Raw genomic sequence first — 15132 nt, 5'->3', positions numbered from 1 at the left:
CCGTGACGCCGAGCGCCACGAGGGCCGGGCCGAGCCCCGCGGCGGCGTCGGTGGCGACGAACGCGACGGTCGGCGCGCTCGCCACGGCGAGCCCCACCGGGCCGCCGACCCGCTCCAGCGTGCGCCGCGCGGCGGCCCGTGCGAGCGACTCCTCGACCGGGTCGGGCAGGCCGAGCACCCGACGGGCGGCCGCGCTGGCGCCGGGCGGTCCCCCGCCCGGGTCGGCGCGCCGGACGGGGTGGACGGGGTCGACGTGCCGGGTGGGGTGGGCGGCGACGGCGTGGTGCTGGGTCACGTGGTCCTCCTCGGTGGGTCGGGCTGTGCTGCCACCCTCCGACGGCCGCCGTGCCCCATCCAGGGCCTGCCGATCCGTGCCTGGGCGTGTCCTGTGGGGCACTCCCGCCTCTCCCTCGCCTCCGCGGGCCGACGGGGGGATCGGCAGGCCGTGGCTGGGCGGTGCGCCGGCACGGTAGGAACGGGGGACGCGACGAGAGGACGTGCACCGGTGATCGACCGAGCAGGACTGGCGGAGTTCCTCCGCAGCAGACGGCACGCGATGCAGCCGCAGGACGTCGGGCTGCCGCGTGGGGCGCGCCGACGCACCGCCGGCCTGCGCCGCGAGGAGGTCGCCGCGCTGTGCCACATGTCGACCGACTACTACGCGCGCCTCGAGCGCGAGCGCGGGCCGCGACCCTCCGAGCAGATGGTCGCGGCGATCGCGCAGGGCCTGCACCTCACGCTCGACGAGCGCGACCACCTGTTCCGCCTCGCGGGGCACCAGCCGCCGCTGCGCGGCGCGCTCAGCGAGCACATCAGCCCCGGGCTGCTGCGCATCCTCGACCGCCTCGCGGACACGCCCGCGGAGATCGTCACCGAGCTCGGCGAGACGCTGCGTCAGACCCCGCTGGGCGTTGCGCTCACCGGGGACGCGACCGCGCACACCGGGCCGTCGCGCAGCCTCGGCTACCGCTGGTTCGCCGACCCGGACGGCCGGGCTCTGTACCCGCCGGAGGACCATGCCGCCCTGTCCCGGTTGTACGCCTCGCACCTGCGCCGGCTGGTGACGCTGCGGGGGCCGGGCTCCCGCGCCGCCCGGCTCGCCGACCTGGCGCTGGCCGTCAGCCCCGAGCTGCGGCGGCTCTGGGAGACGCACGAGGTGGGCCTGCGTCCCGAGGAGGTCAAGCGCTTCGTGCACCCGCAGGTCGGGCTGCTCGAGCTGCACTGCCAGACGATGGTCGACCCGGAGCAGTCGCACCTGCTGCTGGTGTACACCGCGGTCCCGGGCACCGAGAGCTACGAGAAGCTGCAGCTGCTCTCGGTGGTCGGCGCGCACGCGGTGTGACGACGGCGACCTCCCCGCCGGACCCGCAGGAGCAGCACCGCGGTGGACCGGTGGACCGGTGGACCGCACGGTCGGCTAGACCCAGCCGCGTTCCTCCGCCAGCAGGACCGCCTGCTGCCGCGTCGCCACGCCGAGCTTGCCGAGCACCGACGAGACGTGGTTGCGCACCGTCCCGGGCGACAGGTGCACGGTCGCGGCGATCTGGGCGATCGTCTCGCCGCGGCGCCCCGCCCGCAGGACGTCCAGCTCCCGGTCGGTCAGCGGGCTGCGCTCGTCCGCGAGCGCGTCCGCCGCCACCTCGGGGTCGACGTAGCGACGCCCGGCCGCGACGAGCCGGATGACCGCGGCGACGTCCTGGGCGTGCCGCGACTTCGGCAGGAAGCCGTCGACGCCCGCCTGCAGGGCCCGTCGCAGCACGCCGGGCCGTGCGTGGCGGGTGACGACGAGGCAGCGCGTCGGGATCGTCCGGAGCAGGCGGGTCGCGGTCTCGATGCCGTCGATGCCGGGCATCTCCAGGTCGAGCAGGCACACGTCCGGCCGGGTGCGCTCCGCCTCGGCCAGCGCCTCCGCCCCGGACGCGCACTCGGCGACGACCTCGAGGTCGGGCTCGAGGCGCAGCAGCATGGCGAGCGCGGTGCGGATCATGTCCTCGTCGTCCGCGACGAGCACGCGGATCACGACCGCGCCCCGGGCGCGTCGTGCACGGGGACGGCGACGGTCAGCGCGAACTCGTCGTCGCTGCGGACCTCGACGGTGCCCCCGAGGGCGGCGATGCGGTCGCGGATCGCCGCGAGGCCGGCGCCGCGGGCGTGGCCGTCCCCGGTGCCCGTGGACCCGTGGCCCGTGTCGAGGGGGCCGCCGACGACGGCGCGGTCGTTCACGATGACGTACAGCCACCGGTCCCCGTCGCGCCGCAGGCTGATCCGCGCACGGCCGCCCGCCCCGTGCTTGAGGACGTTGGTGACGCTCTCGCGTACCAGCGGGCCGAGCACGTCCGCCGGCGCGCCTGCCGCGTCGGGGCCGACGCTCACCCGGACGTCGTGGCCGGCGGCGCGCAGCAGGTCCGCCGCGTTCGCCAGCTCGTCGGGCAGCGGCACGCCGCGGAACCGGGTGGCGAGGGCACGGGTCCCGGCCCGCGCCTCGTCGACGGACGCCCGGGCGGTGCGGATCTGCTCCGCCGCGGCGTGCGGGTCGCGCTCGATCAGCCGCTCGGCGAGCTCGAGCTGCAGGGCGAGCACCTGCAGGTGGTGGCCCTGCAGGTCGTGCACCTCGGCCGCGAGTCGCAGCCGCTCGCGCATCGCCGAGACCGCGCCCGCGGTCTCCCGCGCCCGGTCCAGCTCATGCACCAGGTCCCACCACCACAGCGACAGCGTGGTCAGGGCCGGAAGCATCAGCAGGACCGTCGCCGGGATGCGCCTGATGTCGGCGTCGCCGGTCGCCAACCGCGGGGCGTCGACGACCCACAGCGCCGCCAGCACCAGGGTCAGCAGGACGATGAGCCGGAACCGCACGCCGCGGGGCCACGGCAGCAGGCTCAGCAGGAAGCCCACGCAGCCGACGGGCAGCATCCACGACCCCGTCGCCGCGCCGAGCAGGGCCGCCCCGACGCCACCGGTCGCGAGGGCCACCAGGGACCGCCGGCCTCGCTCGCGGCCGGGTCCGTCGTCGTCCTCGTCCCGCGTCGCGCGTGCGGGGTAGTCCCGCACGAGGAGGGCGCCGGCGACGAGCTGGAGCACCCCGCCCGCCGCGGCGAGGGCCGGTGCCGCGGGCAGCACCGCGGAGACCGGCAGCTCCCCCAGCCACACCGCCCAGTTGAGCAGCACGACGAGGTGGAGGAACACGAGGCCCGCGACGGTGTACCACCAGGTGGCGCGGACCCCGCCCGCGTACGGGCTCGGCGCGTCCCCGCGCACCCGCGTACCGCCGCCTGACGACGTGTGCCCCGGACCAGCCATGCGACCGACGGTACGGCCATGACGTCTGTCATGGTCCCGCGCGCGACACCGCACGCGGACCGGTGACACGTCGGTACTGCCGCGGGGCCCCGGGCCGGCCGTTGCATGGAGGCACCGCTCCCCCCGACACCTCGTGAGGTCACCATGGCAAGCACATCGTCCGACGTCGTCCTGCGGTTCCAGGAGCTGGTCGCCCAGCTGCCCGAGTGGCTCCAGCCGGTGGGCGTCGCCCTCGCCGGTGCGGTGCCGTTCGTCGAGGGCGAGGGAGCGGCGGCGATCGGCATCGTCGGCGGGCTGCACCCGGTGGTGGCCGTCGTCGCGGGCATCGCGGGCAACGTCCTCGCCGTGCTCGTGGTGGTGCTGGTCTCGGTCCGCACGCGACAGGCGGTGGTCACGCACGTCCGCGGCGGGGGCGTCGCGCTCGACGAGCCGCCCAGCCCCCGCCGGCAGAAGTTCGACCGCGCGTTCGCCCGCTACGGCGTCGCCGGCGTCTGCCTGCTCGGTCCCCTGCTCGTCCCGACCCACTTCACGGCGGCGGCGCTCGCCGCCTCCGGCGTCCGGCGGACGCGCATCCTCGCGTGGCAGGCGGTCGCGATCGTCCTGTGGACCGTCGCGGTCAGCCTCGTCGTCACCGGTGTGCTCGCCATCGGCGGCTGAGGGCACCGCGTCGACGGCGCGGACGGACCGGACCTGCGCACGCGACAGCACCGGCGCGGGCCGGTCACGCGGGCGGGCCGGTCACGCGGGCGGGTCGGCGTACTCACCGGTCGGCGGGATGGGCGTGATGACGTCGACCAGGACGCCGTCGGGGCCCTCGGCGATGAAGTGCCGCTGTCCGAACGACACGGACCGCAGCGGCAGGACGACGCGGACGAGGTCGCGGACGCGCTCGTGCTCGGCGTCGTCGACCTCGAGGTTCACCAGCACGCCCGCGGCCGTGCGACCGCGGTACGCGGCCGGGACGGTGGGGTGGTCGGCGTCGAGGTGGGCGAGCTCCCGTCCGGGGCGATGAACGAGGCGGCCCTCTGGATCGCCGGGTCCGACGACCGCCGCACCGCGACGCGCGACGCCTGGGACGCCCTGCGCGAGCTGCTCCGCGGGCTGCGTGCCGACGGCGCCGGGCGCGGCTGACCCCGGAGCCGCGGCGCGGACGGCGGTGACACCGTCGGGTCACGTGCCGGCTGGACGGGAACGGGCGCTCGCCGCGCCCGCGACCGGCGACCGTGCTCCGCTGGGGACGGCGTCAGCGCTCGAGGTGTCACGACACGCCCCGTCCGCGCTGGTGCCCCGTCGACGCCGGAGGCTCAGGAAGCGGTCCTGCCAGGCGTCGTCGCTCTGTCGGTCCCGGCGGCACGACGGCCCGGGATCGGCCCCGCGTCGGCGCCGCGCCGACGATCGGGTGCTGGTGCGCGTCCCCCGGAGCGCCCGGCACTCACGCGTCGGCGCCCGCGCAGCATCCTGCCGCCGGGCGTCGGCGCCGCCGCGACGTCCGGCCCCGCGGCACGGACGCAGCTCCGGCGGACGACCGGTCCCCGCGGGCGGACGACGGCGTGCGGATGCGTGCGGACGCCGGTCAGGCCAGGCGGACCCGCACGCCCGACAGGCCGCCGGCGAGCGGCCCGGCCGGCCGCGGGCCGTCGAGCGCGTCACCGACGAGGTCGGTGTCGATGCGCAGCGCGCTGCCGTCGGGCGCCTCGAAGTCCGCCCCGACCAGACGCGTGGGCGGCAGGTCGGCGCCCGTGACCACGTCGAGCACGGCCGCGTCCGCGCCGGGCACGTCGACCTCGAGCCAGACCTCGTCACCCTGCGCGACGACCTCGACGCGCGCCGGCCCGTCGAGCACCAGCGGCTCCGACTCGACGTCCGCAGGGCGGGCGCCGCCGACGAACACGTTGCCGCGCGACCAGTACGGCTGCACGCGGCTGCCGAACCGGTTGTGGTCGCCGTCCCAGCGGTCGCCCATCTCCGTCAGGTACTGCTCGAGGGACGTCGGGTAGCCGTCGTACGCGCTGGTGCCCGTCTGCGAGCCGATGCGGCCCCACGACTCCGGCGCGTACGCCGCGTCGAGGTCGCCGGCCGCGAACACGTTCCCGATCCAGCGGTCGTCGCCGGTGAGGATGAGGGCGTAGCCGGCGACCTGCGTGGAGTGCGGGCGGTGGTACGGCGTGGCGCGGTCGAGCATCTGCTTGAGCCCCACGGTGCCGCACAGCAGGTTGCGCACGTACGCGCCGCCCTGGCTGTGGTTCTCGACCGAGACGGGCGACGTCAGCACGTTGTGGTCCACGACGTACGGTCCGTGGCTGACCTCGATGAACAGGTCGCGGCTGTTGTCCCACAGCACGTTGCGCGTGATCCGCGTGCCCTGCGTCTGCCAGTCGAGCCAGATGCCCAGCGAGCAGTCGTGGATGCGGTTGCCCGCGATGACGACGTCGATCGGCGCGTGCAGCTTGATGCCCGCGATCTCGTGGCCGTAGAACTCGCGGTCGTTGGCGATGTCGTGGATGTGGTTGTCCTCGATGCGCGAGAACACGCAGCCCAGGTGCCCCACGACCGCGTTCTGGCCGCAGTGGTGGATGTGGTTGCGGCGCACGACGTGCGAGCCGATGTGCTCGCGGTCCCAGCCGATCTGGCGGGCGGAGAACACCGACTCCAGCTGGTACTGGTAGCCGGGCTTGTCGCCGCGGTCGGAGGCGAAGTTGTCGCCCGTCGACGCCTCCTTGCCCAGCGAGACCGCCGAGCACGTCGCGTCGTGGATGTCGTTGTCCTCGATGACCCAGCCGCGCGCCCAGTTCGGGCCGATCAGGCCGGGCTGGTCCGCCGTCGGCGGCGCCCACTGCGTCGCGGCCTGCGCCAGCTCGAAGCCGCGGACGGTGATGAAGTCGACGTGGTGGTCCTCGGGGAAGAACACCGCGCGCCGCACGTTGACCTCGACCAGCGCGGTGTTCGGGTCGGCGTCGCCGAAGCCCGCGTGGATCGTCGTGACGTCGGCGCCCACCTCGGCGTGCCACACGCGCTGCGTCCGGTCCGGGTCGGGGACGGCGACGGTCGTGCCGGTCCAGTCGTCCACGAGCTCGGTGCGGCGCGGGGCGGACGCGACGGCGTCGACGCTCGCGACCTCCAGGAGACGACGGCCGTCGAGGTACACGGCTCCGAGGTGCTTCTTCGGGTCGTCACGGCCCGGGCGGACGATCCAGTCGCCGTCGACCTCGACGGCGAACGGGTTGACCTCGCCGAACAGCGTGTTCGGCACCTCCACGCGCCACACGCCGCCGCCGACCGGCTCCCAGCCGGTGACCTGCTCCGAGCCCGTGATCCTCACGTGCTCGCCGGGGGCGGCCTGGTAGGTGATGCGGCGCTCGTCGCTGCGGCCGCCACGGCGGGGCCGGACCCACTCGCGGTAGGTGCCGGCGTGGACGGTGACGGTGTCACCGGGACGGGCCAGCTGTGCCGCGCGGTCGATCGTGCGCAGAGGGGCGTCCGCGGTGCCGGCTGCGTCGTCGGACCCGTGGACGGAGACATGGATAACGATTGCCACGACGCGACCTTACCCGGGCGCCCGGTCCCGGTCGCCGGAGCACGGCGAGGTCGGCGAGCAGCGGGTGCCCGGTCACGCGCACGCGTACGGCATCAGGGCCGACCCGGCCGACGGCAGGCGCTCGGTGACGTCCGCCCGATGGCGTCGGTCCCGGGCCGTCGGCAGACTGACGCCGTGACGAGGGAGCTCGGGGCCGTCGCGGAGGATCGCGACGGGGACCTGTCCCCCGGACGTGACCCACGCCGACGGTGGTGGGCCCTCGTGGGCGTCGGAGCGGTCGTGCTCGTCGCCTCGTACGTCGCCTTCGTGCTGACCGCGCCGGGGCAGGCGCTGGAGAACGCCGCGCTGCGCGGGCGGACCAGGTCGCCGAGCGGAGCGTGGCCGAGTCCGACGAGGCGCTCGCCGGGATCACGGTCGGCTCGCTCGGGCTCGCGTGCGTGCTCGTCGCGGTCGTGGGGCTGGCTCGACGTTCCCCGCAGCTGGCCGTCGCGGCGGTCGGGACGATCGTCGCCGGCCAGGTCGTCACGCAGGGGCTCAAGCGCGTCGTGCTCCCCCGCCCGGCCCTCGTCGAGGCGTCCGAGGCCTACACCGGCAACAGCTTCCCCGGCGGCCACACGACGATCGCGCTCACGGTGCTCGCCGCTGCCCTGCTGCTCGCGACCTGGCGCGCGCGGGGGGTCGTGATGTTCGTCGTGACGTCCTGGGCGGTCACGATCGCCGGGTACACGCTGGAGTCGAAGTGGCACCGCCTCAGCGACACGCTCGGCTCGGCCGGGGTGACGCTCGCCGTCGCGTCGCTCGCCGAGCTGTGGCTGCACCGGCGTGGCCTGGTCCGCGTCGTGCAGGCGCCCGTCCGCCGCGCACGCGTCGTGCTCGTCGTCGCTCCCCTCGCCCTCGGCGCCGCCGCCTCGCTCGTGCTCGGGGTCGTCCTCCTGGTGGCGTCGAGCGACGTGCTCGGGCGCGACCCGGTCGTCGAGCACACCGTGTACCTCGCGCTGCAGTCCCTCGCCGCCTTCGGCTCGGCGACGACCGTCCTGCTGCTGTGGTGGAGCTGGCACCGCCTCGAGGTGGTGGCGCCGGCACGCCGGGAGTCCGCCACGCCGGGCGACGACGCATGAGCCGCCGCTCGGCACACGGCCAGGGCGGTGAGCGCGCGTGCTGGACAGCCTGATCGTCGGGGTCCTCGGCATGGACGTGTTCGCCGTCGTCCTCGTGGTCGCCCGGTCCGTCGCGTTCCGGACCCGGTTGTACCGCCCGATGCTGCTCAACGTCGCCCTGTGCGCGGCACCGCTGCTCGTCCTGCTGGTCGGGTGGGGCGCCGCGCTCGTCGTGCGCGTCGCGGGGGCCCCGGCATGGGCCATGTGGGCGGTCGCCGGCGTCACGATGCTGGTCTGGGTGCTGCTGCTGCCGAACGCCGGCTACCTCGTGACCGAGCTGAACCTCAGCCACCGCCGCGAGGGCGACGGGGTGCCGATGTGGTTCGACGTCGCCCTGGTGATCAGCCTCGCGATGGCCGGCGTCCTCACCACGGTGATCAACGTGTTCACCCTGCACGCCGGCTACGCGATCCTGCGGCACGGCGACCACGCGGTCGGGTTGCAGACCGCGGACGGGCGGGTGCTCGTCGCCGTCCTGCTCCTGCTGGTGTCGCTGGGGATGTACCTGGGCCGCTACCTGCGGCTCAACAGCTGGGACGTGACGCACCCGGGCGCGCTGCTGCGCAAGCTCCACGCCCACGTCGTGACGGAGCGGCACGCGGGCGCGCTCGTCGGCTTCTGCCTCACGCACACCGTCTTCCTCGCGCTCATGTACGTCGTCGTCGTCGGCCCCGTGATCTCCGGGCTCGTCGCGCTGGAGCGGTGAGCCGCGCGGCCGCCGCCGGCGGTGCCCGACGGCGCGGACGCCCTCGGTCCGGCAGGACGCGCAGAGGCCCGCACCGCCGAAGCGGTGCGGGCCTCTGACCTGCGCATCTGTGTCGGGCTGACAGGATTTGAACCTGCGACCCCTTGACCCCCAGTCAAGTGCGCTACCAAGCTGCGCCACAGCCCGATGGCCCCCGTGAGGGCCGTCGAGAACTCTACCGCACCCGCCGGGGCTGCTCCGAACCCGCGCCGCGGGCCGTGTCGGCAGCACGCGTCGGCTCCTCGCGAGCGGCGTGCGAGCGCCCGGTGGCGATCTCCGCCGGTGCCTCGATGCCCGCGGGCGCGCCGGTCTCGGTGGTGTCGCCGCGCTCCTCGGCGGCCCGCCGCAGGACGGCGAGCTCCGCGCTGACGACGCCCAGCAGGAGCAGGTCGACGAGCAGCCCCCAGCTCGCGTCCCACTCGGACAGCCGGAAGAGGAAGAACTGCGTCACGAGCAGGCTGACGAGCACGGAGCGGCGGAACCAGCGGTAGCCGTCGACGGCGTCGCGGGTGACGCGCAGGAGGCCCACGACGGCGAACGCGACCCCGACGACTGCGCTGACGACCGCACCGGCCGCGACCCACCACAGGCCGCCGAGGTCCTGCCAGCCCAGCAGGCCGCGGGTCATGGTGATGCCCGCCGTGCCGACGAGCGCCACCACGGCGACCCACGGCACGAACCGCGCGCGCACCAGCACGTGCAGCGCTGACACCGTGCCGCGCGCGACGGCCGCCACGGGATCGGGCAGCTCCTCGTGGTCCTCCGGCACGGCACGCAGCAGCGCAGCCACCTCGGTGGCGCCCCGCACGTCGCCGGCCTCCTCGAGGCGCCGCCACGCCCGGCGGCGTGCGTCCGGCGTGAAGCCGCCGACCACGCCGGCGACCGCGTCGTCCACCGCACCGGCGAGCGCCTCGCGCGGGTCACGGGCCCGTCGCCCGTGCAACGCCTCGACCACGAGGCCGAGGGCCACCACCGTGGCGTAGATGATCGCGGCGGTCGGCTCGTAGAAGTAGTCGTTGTCGTCCGTGACGAACTTGCCGACCTCGTCGACGAACAGGCCGAAACCCACGCCTCCGACGAGCGCCCCGAACGGCCGCAGCACCGGACCGAGGAACGACAGCAGCATCAGGAACGCGACCGCCATGAGCAGCCCGCCCCACAGCACGTGCGCGACGTGCAGGCCGTCACCGCCGAGCTGCGGGTACCCCGACGCGGCCAGCAGCGCCCGCGTGACGAGCACGGTCGCCGCCGTGACGGCGAGGAACGTGCCGAGGTGCCGCGTCGCGCGGGGGTCCCGCGGCAGGCCGACACGCAGCAGGAGGTGGACCGTCGCCTCCCGCGCGGTCGACGCGCCCTCGCGCACGCTCACCGGCGCCGCTTCTCCCGCACGCGCACCGAGATCGAGATCGGCGTGCCCTCGAACCCGAACGTCTCGCGCAGGCGCCGCTCGATGAACCGGCGGTAGGGCGGCTCGAGAAAGCCGGTCGCGAAGATGACGAACCGCGGCGGGCGCGTGGACGCCTGCGTCGCGAAGAGGATGCGCGGCTGCTTCCCCCCGCGCAGCGGGTGCGGGTGCGCCGCGACGAGCTCGCCGAGGAACGCGTTGAGCCGCCCGGTCGGGATGCGGGTGTCCCACGAGTCGAGCGACCGCTCGAGCGCCGGCACGAGACGGTCGGTGTGCCAGCCGGTGCGCGCCGAGACGTTGACGCGCGGCGCCCACTGCACCTGCACGAGCTGCTGCTCGATCTCGCGCTCGAGGTACGGGCGGCGGTCCTCGTCCATCAGGTCCCACTTGTTGTACGCCACGACGAGCGCGCGCCCGGCGTCGATGACCTGCTGGACGATGCGGATGTCCTGCTCGGTCATCGGCGCGGACGCGTCGACGAGCACGACCGCGACCTCCGCCTTCTCGATCGCGGCCTGGGTGCGCAGCGACGCGTAGAAGTCCGCGCCGGACGTCTGGTGCACGCGGCGCCGGATGCCCGCGGTGTCGACGAAGACCCACGGCTTGCCGCCGAGCGCCACGAGCTCGTCGACCGGGTCCCGCGTGGTGCCGGCGGTGTCGTCGACGACGACACGCTCGGACCCGACCACCTTGTTGAGCAGCGACGACTTGCCGACGTTCGGCCGGCCGACGAGCGCCACGCGGCGCGGGCCGTCGGGCAGCGCGACGCCGTGCGCCGACTCGGTGGGCAGCGCGTCCATCGCCGCGTCGAGCAGGTCGCCCGTGCCGCGACCGTGCAGCGCGGAGATCGGGTGCGGCTCGCCGAGTCCCAGGCTCCACAGCGTCGCCGCGTCGGCCTCGACCGCCGGGCCGTCGACCTTGTTCGCGACGAGCACGACCGGCTTGCCGGACCGGCGCAGCAGCCGGACGACCTGCTCGTCGGTGTCCGTCGACCCGACGGTGGCGTCGACGACGAACAGCACGGCGTCGGCGAGCTCGATGGCGACCTCGGCCTGCTGCGCGACGCGCGCGTCGATCCCCGCGACGTCGACCTCCCAGCCACCGGTGTCCACGAGCGTGAACCGCCGGCCCGACCACTCGGCCGGGTAGCTCACGCGGTCGCGCGTCACGCCGGGGTTGTCCTCGACGACGGCCTCGCGACGGCCGAGGATGCGGTTGACGAGCGTCGACTTGCCGACGTTCGGGCGGCCGACGACGGCGAGCACCGGCAGGGCCGCGGGTGCGCCGTCGTCGAGGTCGTCCTCGTCGCCGCCCTCGAGGAGCGCCAGGTCCTCGTCGGCGAGGTCGTACTCCTCGAGGCCGGCGCGCAGCGCGCGCTCGCGCGCCGCGTCGTCCTCGGTCTCGTCGACGCCGGCGCCCGCCAGCTGGTCCGCCGTCGCGGCGTCGTCGGGGTCGGCGGCGGGCGCGGGCAGGGCAGGGTCCGGCTGGGTCATGCGCCCATTCTCCCCCGTCCGCGGCGTCCGCACCGACACGACGGCCGTGCGGCGTCCGACGGACACCCCTGCGGACGTCAGGCGGTCGGCCGCCGCGGGTCGTCGTCGGGCAGCGGGACGCCCGTGCGCGCCGACGCACCCGCCACGAGCGCCGCGAGCGCCGTCCGCACCCGCTGCGCGCCCAGCGCGATCGCCTCCCGGCGGCTGCCGCCGTCGGCCGTGAGGTCGAGCGGCTCGCCGAACTCGACGACGAACCGGCGCCGCAGGCCGGGCAGGTGCCCGAGCGACTCCCCCGTCCGGCGCGTGCCGAGGATCGCCGCGGGCACGACCGGGGCACCCGCGTGGACCGCGAGCCAGGCGATGCCGGCCCGCGCGTCCTCGACGGACCCGCGCCCGCGGTTCCCCTCCGGGAAGATGCCGACCGCACCGCCGCGGCGCAGCACGGCCAGGCCGCTCTGCAGCGCCGGCCGCCCCATCTCCCGGTCGACCGGGATCTGCCCGGCGCCGCGCAGCACCCGCCCCACCGGCCCGCGGAACATCTCCTGCTTGACGAGGACGTGCAGCGGCCGGGGCGCGGCCCCGACGAGCAGCGGCCCGTCGACGACCGAGACGTGGTTCGCGGCGACCAGCACCGCGCCGTCGGCGGGCACGCGGTCCGCCCCCACGACGTCCGTGTCCCACACGCCGTGGGCGAGCGTCCGGCCGATCACCAGCGCCCACCCGGGCACACCGGTCGGTGCGCCGGCGACGTCGCGCGCGCCCGTCACGGGCGTGCGGCGAGCGTCCGCTCGACGACGTCGAGCACCGCCTGCACGGTCCCCGGCAGGTCGAGGTGCGAGGAGTCCACGGTGACGACCCCGTCGGCGGCGACCTGGAACTGCACCACGGTCGAGTCGTCGGCGTCGCGGCGCACCACCTGGTCGCGCGTCGCGGCGACCGCCGCGGCGTCGTCCGTGCCGTGCAGCTCGCGGGCGCGGCGGGCCAGGCGCGCCTCCTCGCTGGCGGTCAGGAGCACGCGCACGTCGGCGTCGGGGGCCACGACCGTCGTGATGTCCCGCCCCTCGGCGACGACGCCGCGCCCCGCGGACCAGCCGCCCGTGCGCTCGTCCTCGATGGCCGCGCGCTGGCGCCGCCCGAGCTCCGCGCGCGCGTCGAGGTTCGTCGCGACCGCGCTCACCGCCGCCGAGATGCGCGTCTCGCGGATCGCCGCCGTGACGTCGGTCCCGCCCACCCGCACCGTCGGGTCGTCCGGGTCGACGCCCATGTCGAGCGGCAGCGCGCGCACCGCGTCCGCGACCGCGGCGCCGTCCGTGAGCGGCACCTCCCGGTCGAGGCACCACCACGTCGCCGCGCGGTACATCGCCCCCGTGTCCAGGTACGCGAGGCCGAGGCGGCGCGCCACCTCCTTGGACACGCTCGACTTGCCGGACCCCGACGGCCCGTCCACCGCCACGACGGTGCTCACCTCACCAGCCTCCATCCCCGAGCGGTCAGCTCGGTCTCCAGGTGCTCGGCGCGCGCGGGCAGCACCGAGATCGCCGTCATGCCCACCGGCCGGCCCGCCGCGTGCTCGAGGCGCAGGTCCTCGATGTTCACGCCGGCCGCACCGACGTCCCTCATGAGGCGGGCCAGCTCGCCCGGCCGGTCCGGCACCAGCACGGTCACCTCCGCGTACTGCTTGGTCGCGCCGCCGTGCTTGCCCGGTACGCGCGCCACGCCCGCGTTGCCGTCGGCGACGGCGCGCGCGATCGCCGCCAGCGCGCCGAGCTCGACGTGCTCCGGACCGTCCGCGCGGGCCGCCAGCTCGAGCGCCCCCAGCAGCACGTCCAGGTCCTCGCGCAGGCCGACGAGCACGTCGCGGACGGCGTCCGCGTTGGCCGCGAGGATCGACGTCCACAGCGCCGGGTCGGACGCCGCGAGGCGCGTGACGTCCCGCAGGCCCTGCCCGGCGAGGCCGAGCGCCGTGTCGTCGAGGCCGCGCAGGCGCGCGGCGACGAGGCTCGAGGCGATCTGCGGCACGTGCGAGACGGCGGCCACGGCCGCGTCGTGCGCGTGCGCGTCCATGCCCACCGGCACGGCGCCGAGGTCGACCGCGAGGTGCCGCACCGCGAGCAGCGCCGCGTCCGTCGACGCGCCGGAGTCGGCGATCACCCACGGTCGCCCGAGGAACAGGTCCGGCACCGCCGCCGACGGGCCCGACCGCTCGCGCCCCGCCATCGGGTGCGAGCCGACGTAGCGCGTGAGGTCCGCGCCGGCGGCGCGCAGCTCTGCGAGGACGTAGCCCTTGACGCTCGCGACGTCCGTCACGACGGCGTCCGGGTGCTCGGCCAGCGCGTCCCGCACGGCGTCGGCCGTCACGTCGGGCGGCGCGGCGACGACGACGAGCGCGGGCTCGGGGTCGTCCGCTGCGGCGGGCTGCCCCGCGCCCACGTCCCGCGCGAGCGCGAGGGCGGTGCGGGACGGGTCGACGAGCTGCACGGGCACCCCGTGCCGCGTGAGCGCGAGCCCGACCGACGTGCCGAGCAGGCCGGTGCCGACGACGCGCACCGGCCCGGTCGTGGCGACGCTCACATGCCCACCGACGTCATGAGCGACCCCACCTCCGTGCGCGACAGCACGCGGGTGCGGCCCGGGCGCAGGTCGCCGAGGCGGATCGGGCCGATGCGCGTGCGCACGAGCCGCGTCACCGGGTGCCCGACCTCGTCGAACAGCCGCCGCACGACGCGGTTGCGGCCCTCGTGCAGGACGACCTCCACAAGGCTGGCCTGCGGCGTCGTCTGGACGATCTTGAAGCCGTCCACCGACACCGTGCCGTCCTCGAGCTCGACGCCCGCCCGCAGCCTCCGCTCCAGGGACGCCGGCACGCGGCCCTCGACATCGACCAGGTACGTCTTCAGCACGCCGTGCGACGGGTGCGACAGCCGGTTCGCCAGCTCGCCGTCGTTGGTCAGCAGCAGCAGGCCCTCGCTGTCCGCGTCGAGCCGACCGACGTGGAACAGCCGCTCCTCGCGGTTCTGGATGAACTGCGCGACGGTCGGCCGCCCCTCCGGGTCGTGCATCGTCGAGACGACGCCCTGCGGCTTGTTCAGCGCGAGCGTCACCCGGCTCGAGTCGAGCTGGACGCGCATGCCGTCGACGTGGATCACCGCCGTCTCCGGGTCCACGCGCACCCCGAGCTCGACGACGACCTGGTCGTCCACGGTCACGCGGCCGGCCGCGATCAGCTCCTCGCACGCGCGGCGGGAGCCCAGGCCGGCCGACGCGAGGACCTTCTGCAGGCGCACGCCGTCCGGGTCGTGCACGTCGACCGGGTCCGGTGCCGGGCGCCGCTGCGGCCGCCGGCGGCGGTGGCCGAGGTGGTCGCCGGGGGGGTCTCGGGGCCGCCCCCGGCGCCCGCCGCGCGGGTGCGCGCGAGGCCGCGCCTCGCCGCCGCGGCCGGGATGCTCCGTCGCATCGTTGATCTCCTGTTGTCGGTGCCGTCGCCGCGCGTCGACGGTGCC

Annotated in this window: 17 protein-coding genes and 1 tRNA gene; 6 read left to right on the top strand and 12 right to left on the bottom strand. The window is 75.9% G+C overall.

The features are described 5' to 3' along the window. The coding region (locus tag AB6N23_RS12825; protein WP_412866434.1) for a hypothetical protein at positions 1-295 on the bottom strand (295 nt) is incomplete at its 3' end. A 210-nt stretch (positions 296-505) separates the two neighbouring features. Between AB6N23_RS12825 and AB6N23_RS12820 the strand changes: the two genes are divergently transcribed. Beyond that, positions 506-1342 carry a helix-turn-helix transcriptional regulator gene (locus AB6N23_RS12820; RefSeq protein ID WP_412866433.1) on the top strand — a complete coding sequence of 279 codons (837 nt, stop codon included), beginning with the start codon at positions 506-508 and terminating at the stop codon, positions 1340-1342. 75 nt (positions 1343-1417) lie between these two features. On the opposite strand, the gene AB6N23_RS12815 is transcribed toward AB6N23_RS12820, so the two are convergent. Together AB6N23_RS12815 and AB6N23_RS12810 are read right to left on the bottom strand one after the other, a co-directional pair. Next, positions 1418-2020 carry a response regulator gene (locus AB6N23_RS12815; protein ID WP_412866432.1) on the bottom strand — a complete coding sequence of 201 codons (603 nt, stop codon included), beginning with the start codon at positions 2018-2020 and terminating at the stop codon, positions 1418-1420. Further along, positions 2017-3297: a sensor histidine kinase gene (locus tag AB6N23_RS12810; protein ID WP_412866431.1), complete on the bottom strand. Its 1281-nt coding sequence runs from the start codon at positions 3295-3297 to the stop codon at positions 2017-2019. Before AB6N23_RS12810 ends, AB6N23_RS12815 begins: the two co-directional genes overlap by 4 nt. Before the next feature lie 144 nt (positions 3298-3441). Here AB6N23_RS12810 and AB6N23_RS12805 point away from each other — a divergent pair, with 144 nt between their 5' ends. Continuing rightward, the gene (locus tag AB6N23_RS12805; protein WP_412866430.1) at positions 3442-3954 is read left to right on the top strand and encodes a small multidrug efflux protein; all 513 of its coding nucleotides are present in this window, start codon (positions 3442-3444) and stop codon (positions 3952-3954) included. A gap of 81 nt (positions 3955-4035) precedes the next feature. Here AB6N23_RS12805 and AB6N23_RS12800 read toward each other — a convergent pair whose 3' ends face one another. After that, a complete protein-coding gene (locus AB6N23_RS12800) occupies positions 4036-4224 on the bottom strand; it encodes a VOC family protein (protein ID WP_412866429.1) in 189 nt (62 codons plus the stop codon). 42 nt (positions 4225-4266) lie between these two features. Between AB6N23_RS12800 and AB6N23_RS12795 the strand changes: the two genes are divergently transcribed. Then, positions 4267-4428: a hypothetical protein gene (locus tag AB6N23_RS12795; protein ID WP_412866428.1), complete on the top strand. Its 162-nt coding sequence runs from the start codon at positions 4267-4269 to the stop codon at positions 4426-4428. Between the two features lie 442 nt (positions 4429-4870). Here the strand turns inward: AB6N23_RS12795 and AB6N23_RS12790 are convergent, their stop codons facing one another. Beyond that, positions 4871-6832, bottom strand: coding sequence for a right-handed parallel beta-helix repeat-containing protein (locus tag AB6N23_RS12790; protein WP_412866427.1), 1962 nt, complete (start codon positions 6830-6832; stop codon positions 4871-4873). 377 nt (positions 6833-7209) lie between these two features. Between AB6N23_RS12790 and AB6N23_RS12785 the strand changes: the two genes are divergently transcribed. Together AB6N23_RS12785 and AB6N23_RS12780 are read left to right on the top strand one after the other, a co-directional pair. Beyond that, complete coding sequence (locus AB6N23_RS12785; RefSeq protein ID WP_412866426.1) at positions 7210-7950, top strand: phosphatase PAP2 family protein; 741 nt, start codon at positions 7210-7212, stop codon at positions 7948-7950. Positions 7951-7987: 37 nt separating this feature from the next. Further along, positions 7988-8695, top strand: coding sequence for a DUF1361 domain-containing protein (locus AB6N23_RS12780; RefSeq protein WP_412866425.1), 708 nt, complete (start codon positions 7988-7990; stop codon positions 8693-8695). Positions 8696-8807: 112 nt separating this feature from the next. Here AB6N23_RS12780 and AB6N23_RS12775 read toward each other — a convergent pair. The 7 genes from AB6N23_RS12775 to AB6N23_RS12745 all read right to left on the bottom strand — a co-directional run bounded on the left by AB6N23_RS12775 (position 8808) and on the right by AB6N23_RS12745 (position 14934). Further along, positions 8808-8881: transfer RNA gene (locus AB6N23_RS12775), tRNA-Pro, on the bottom strand. A 28-nt stretch (positions 8882-8909) separates the two neighbouring features. Then, entirely contained in the window at positions 8910-10103 is a 1194-nt protein-coding gene (locus tag AB6N23_RS12770; RefSeq protein WP_412866424.1) for a hypothetical protein, read from the bottom strand. Further along, positions 10100-11632 (bottom strand): ribosome biogenesis GTPase Der, encoded by a 1533-nt coding sequence (der, locus tag AB6N23_RS12765; protein WP_412866423.1) that lies wholly within the window; start codon positions 11630-11632, stop codon positions 10100-10102. The genes AB6N23_RS12770 and der overlap by 4 nt, the downstream gene beginning before the upstream one ends. A 77-nt stretch (positions 11633-11709) precedes the next feature. Then, positions 11710-12399 carry a lysophospholipid acyltransferase family protein gene (locus tag AB6N23_RS12760; RefSeq protein WP_412866422.1) on the bottom strand — a complete coding sequence of 230 codons (690 nt, stop codon included), beginning with the start codon at positions 12397-12399 and terminating at the stop codon, positions 11710-11712. Then, positions 12396-13112: a (d)CMP kinase gene (gene cmk, locus AB6N23_RS12755; RefSeq protein ID WP_412866421.1), complete on the bottom strand. Its 717-nt coding sequence runs from the start codon at positions 13110-13112 to the stop codon at positions 12396-12398. The genes AB6N23_RS12760 and cmk overlap by 4 nt, the downstream gene beginning before the upstream one ends. Continuing rightward, positions 13094-14203, bottom strand: a complete 1110-nt coding sequence (locus AB6N23_RS12750; RefSeq protein WP_412866420.1) for a prephenate dehydrogenase — start codon at positions 14201-14203, stop codon at positions 13094-13096. The genes cmk and AB6N23_RS12750 overlap by 19 nt, the downstream gene beginning before the upstream one ends. Further along, positions 14200-14934 carry a pseudouridine synthase gene (locus tag AB6N23_RS12745; RefSeq protein WP_412866419.1) on the bottom strand — a complete coding sequence of 245 codons (735 nt, stop codon included), beginning with the start codon at positions 14932-14934 and terminating at the stop codon, positions 14200-14202. The genes AB6N23_RS12750 and AB6N23_RS12745 overlap by 4 nt, the downstream gene beginning before the upstream one ends. On the opposite strand from AB6N23_RS12745, the gene AB6N23_RS12740 reads away from it, so the two are divergent. After that, positions 14929-15132: hypothetical protein (locus tag AB6N23_RS12740; RefSeq protein WP_412866418.1), on the top strand; the 204-nt coding region annotated here is incomplete at its 3' end. The genes AB6N23_RS12745 and AB6N23_RS12740 overlap by 6 nt on opposite strands.

It is taken from the genome of Cellulomonas pasadenensis (genome assembly GCF_047229365.1).
In the GTDB taxonomy this organism is placed as follows: Bacteria; Actinomycetota; Actinomycetes; order Actinomycetales; family Cellulomonadaceae; genus Cellulomonas.
Note: the sequence above shows the minus strand (reverse complement) of the source record. Positions and strands in the feature narration are given on the sequence as shown.

Excerpts from the sequence above, each read along its gene's own strand:
- AB6N23_RS12810 (WP_412866431.1), bottom strand. The coding sequence starts at position 3,297 with ATGGCTGGTCCGGGGCACACGTCGTCAGGCGGCGGTACGCGGGTGCGC.
- AB6N23_RS12805 (WP_412866430.1), top strand. The coding sequence starts at position 3,442 with ATGGCAAGCACATCGTCCGACGTCGTCCTGCGGTTCCAGGAGCTGGTC.
- der (WP_412866423.1), bottom strand. The coding sequence starts at position 11,632 with ATGACCCAGCCGGACCCTGCCCTGCCCGCGCCCGCCGCCGACCCCGAC.
- cmk (WP_412866421.1), bottom strand. The coding sequence starts at position 13,112 with ATGGAGGCTGGTGAGGTGAGCACCGTCGTGGCGGTGGACGGGCCGTCG.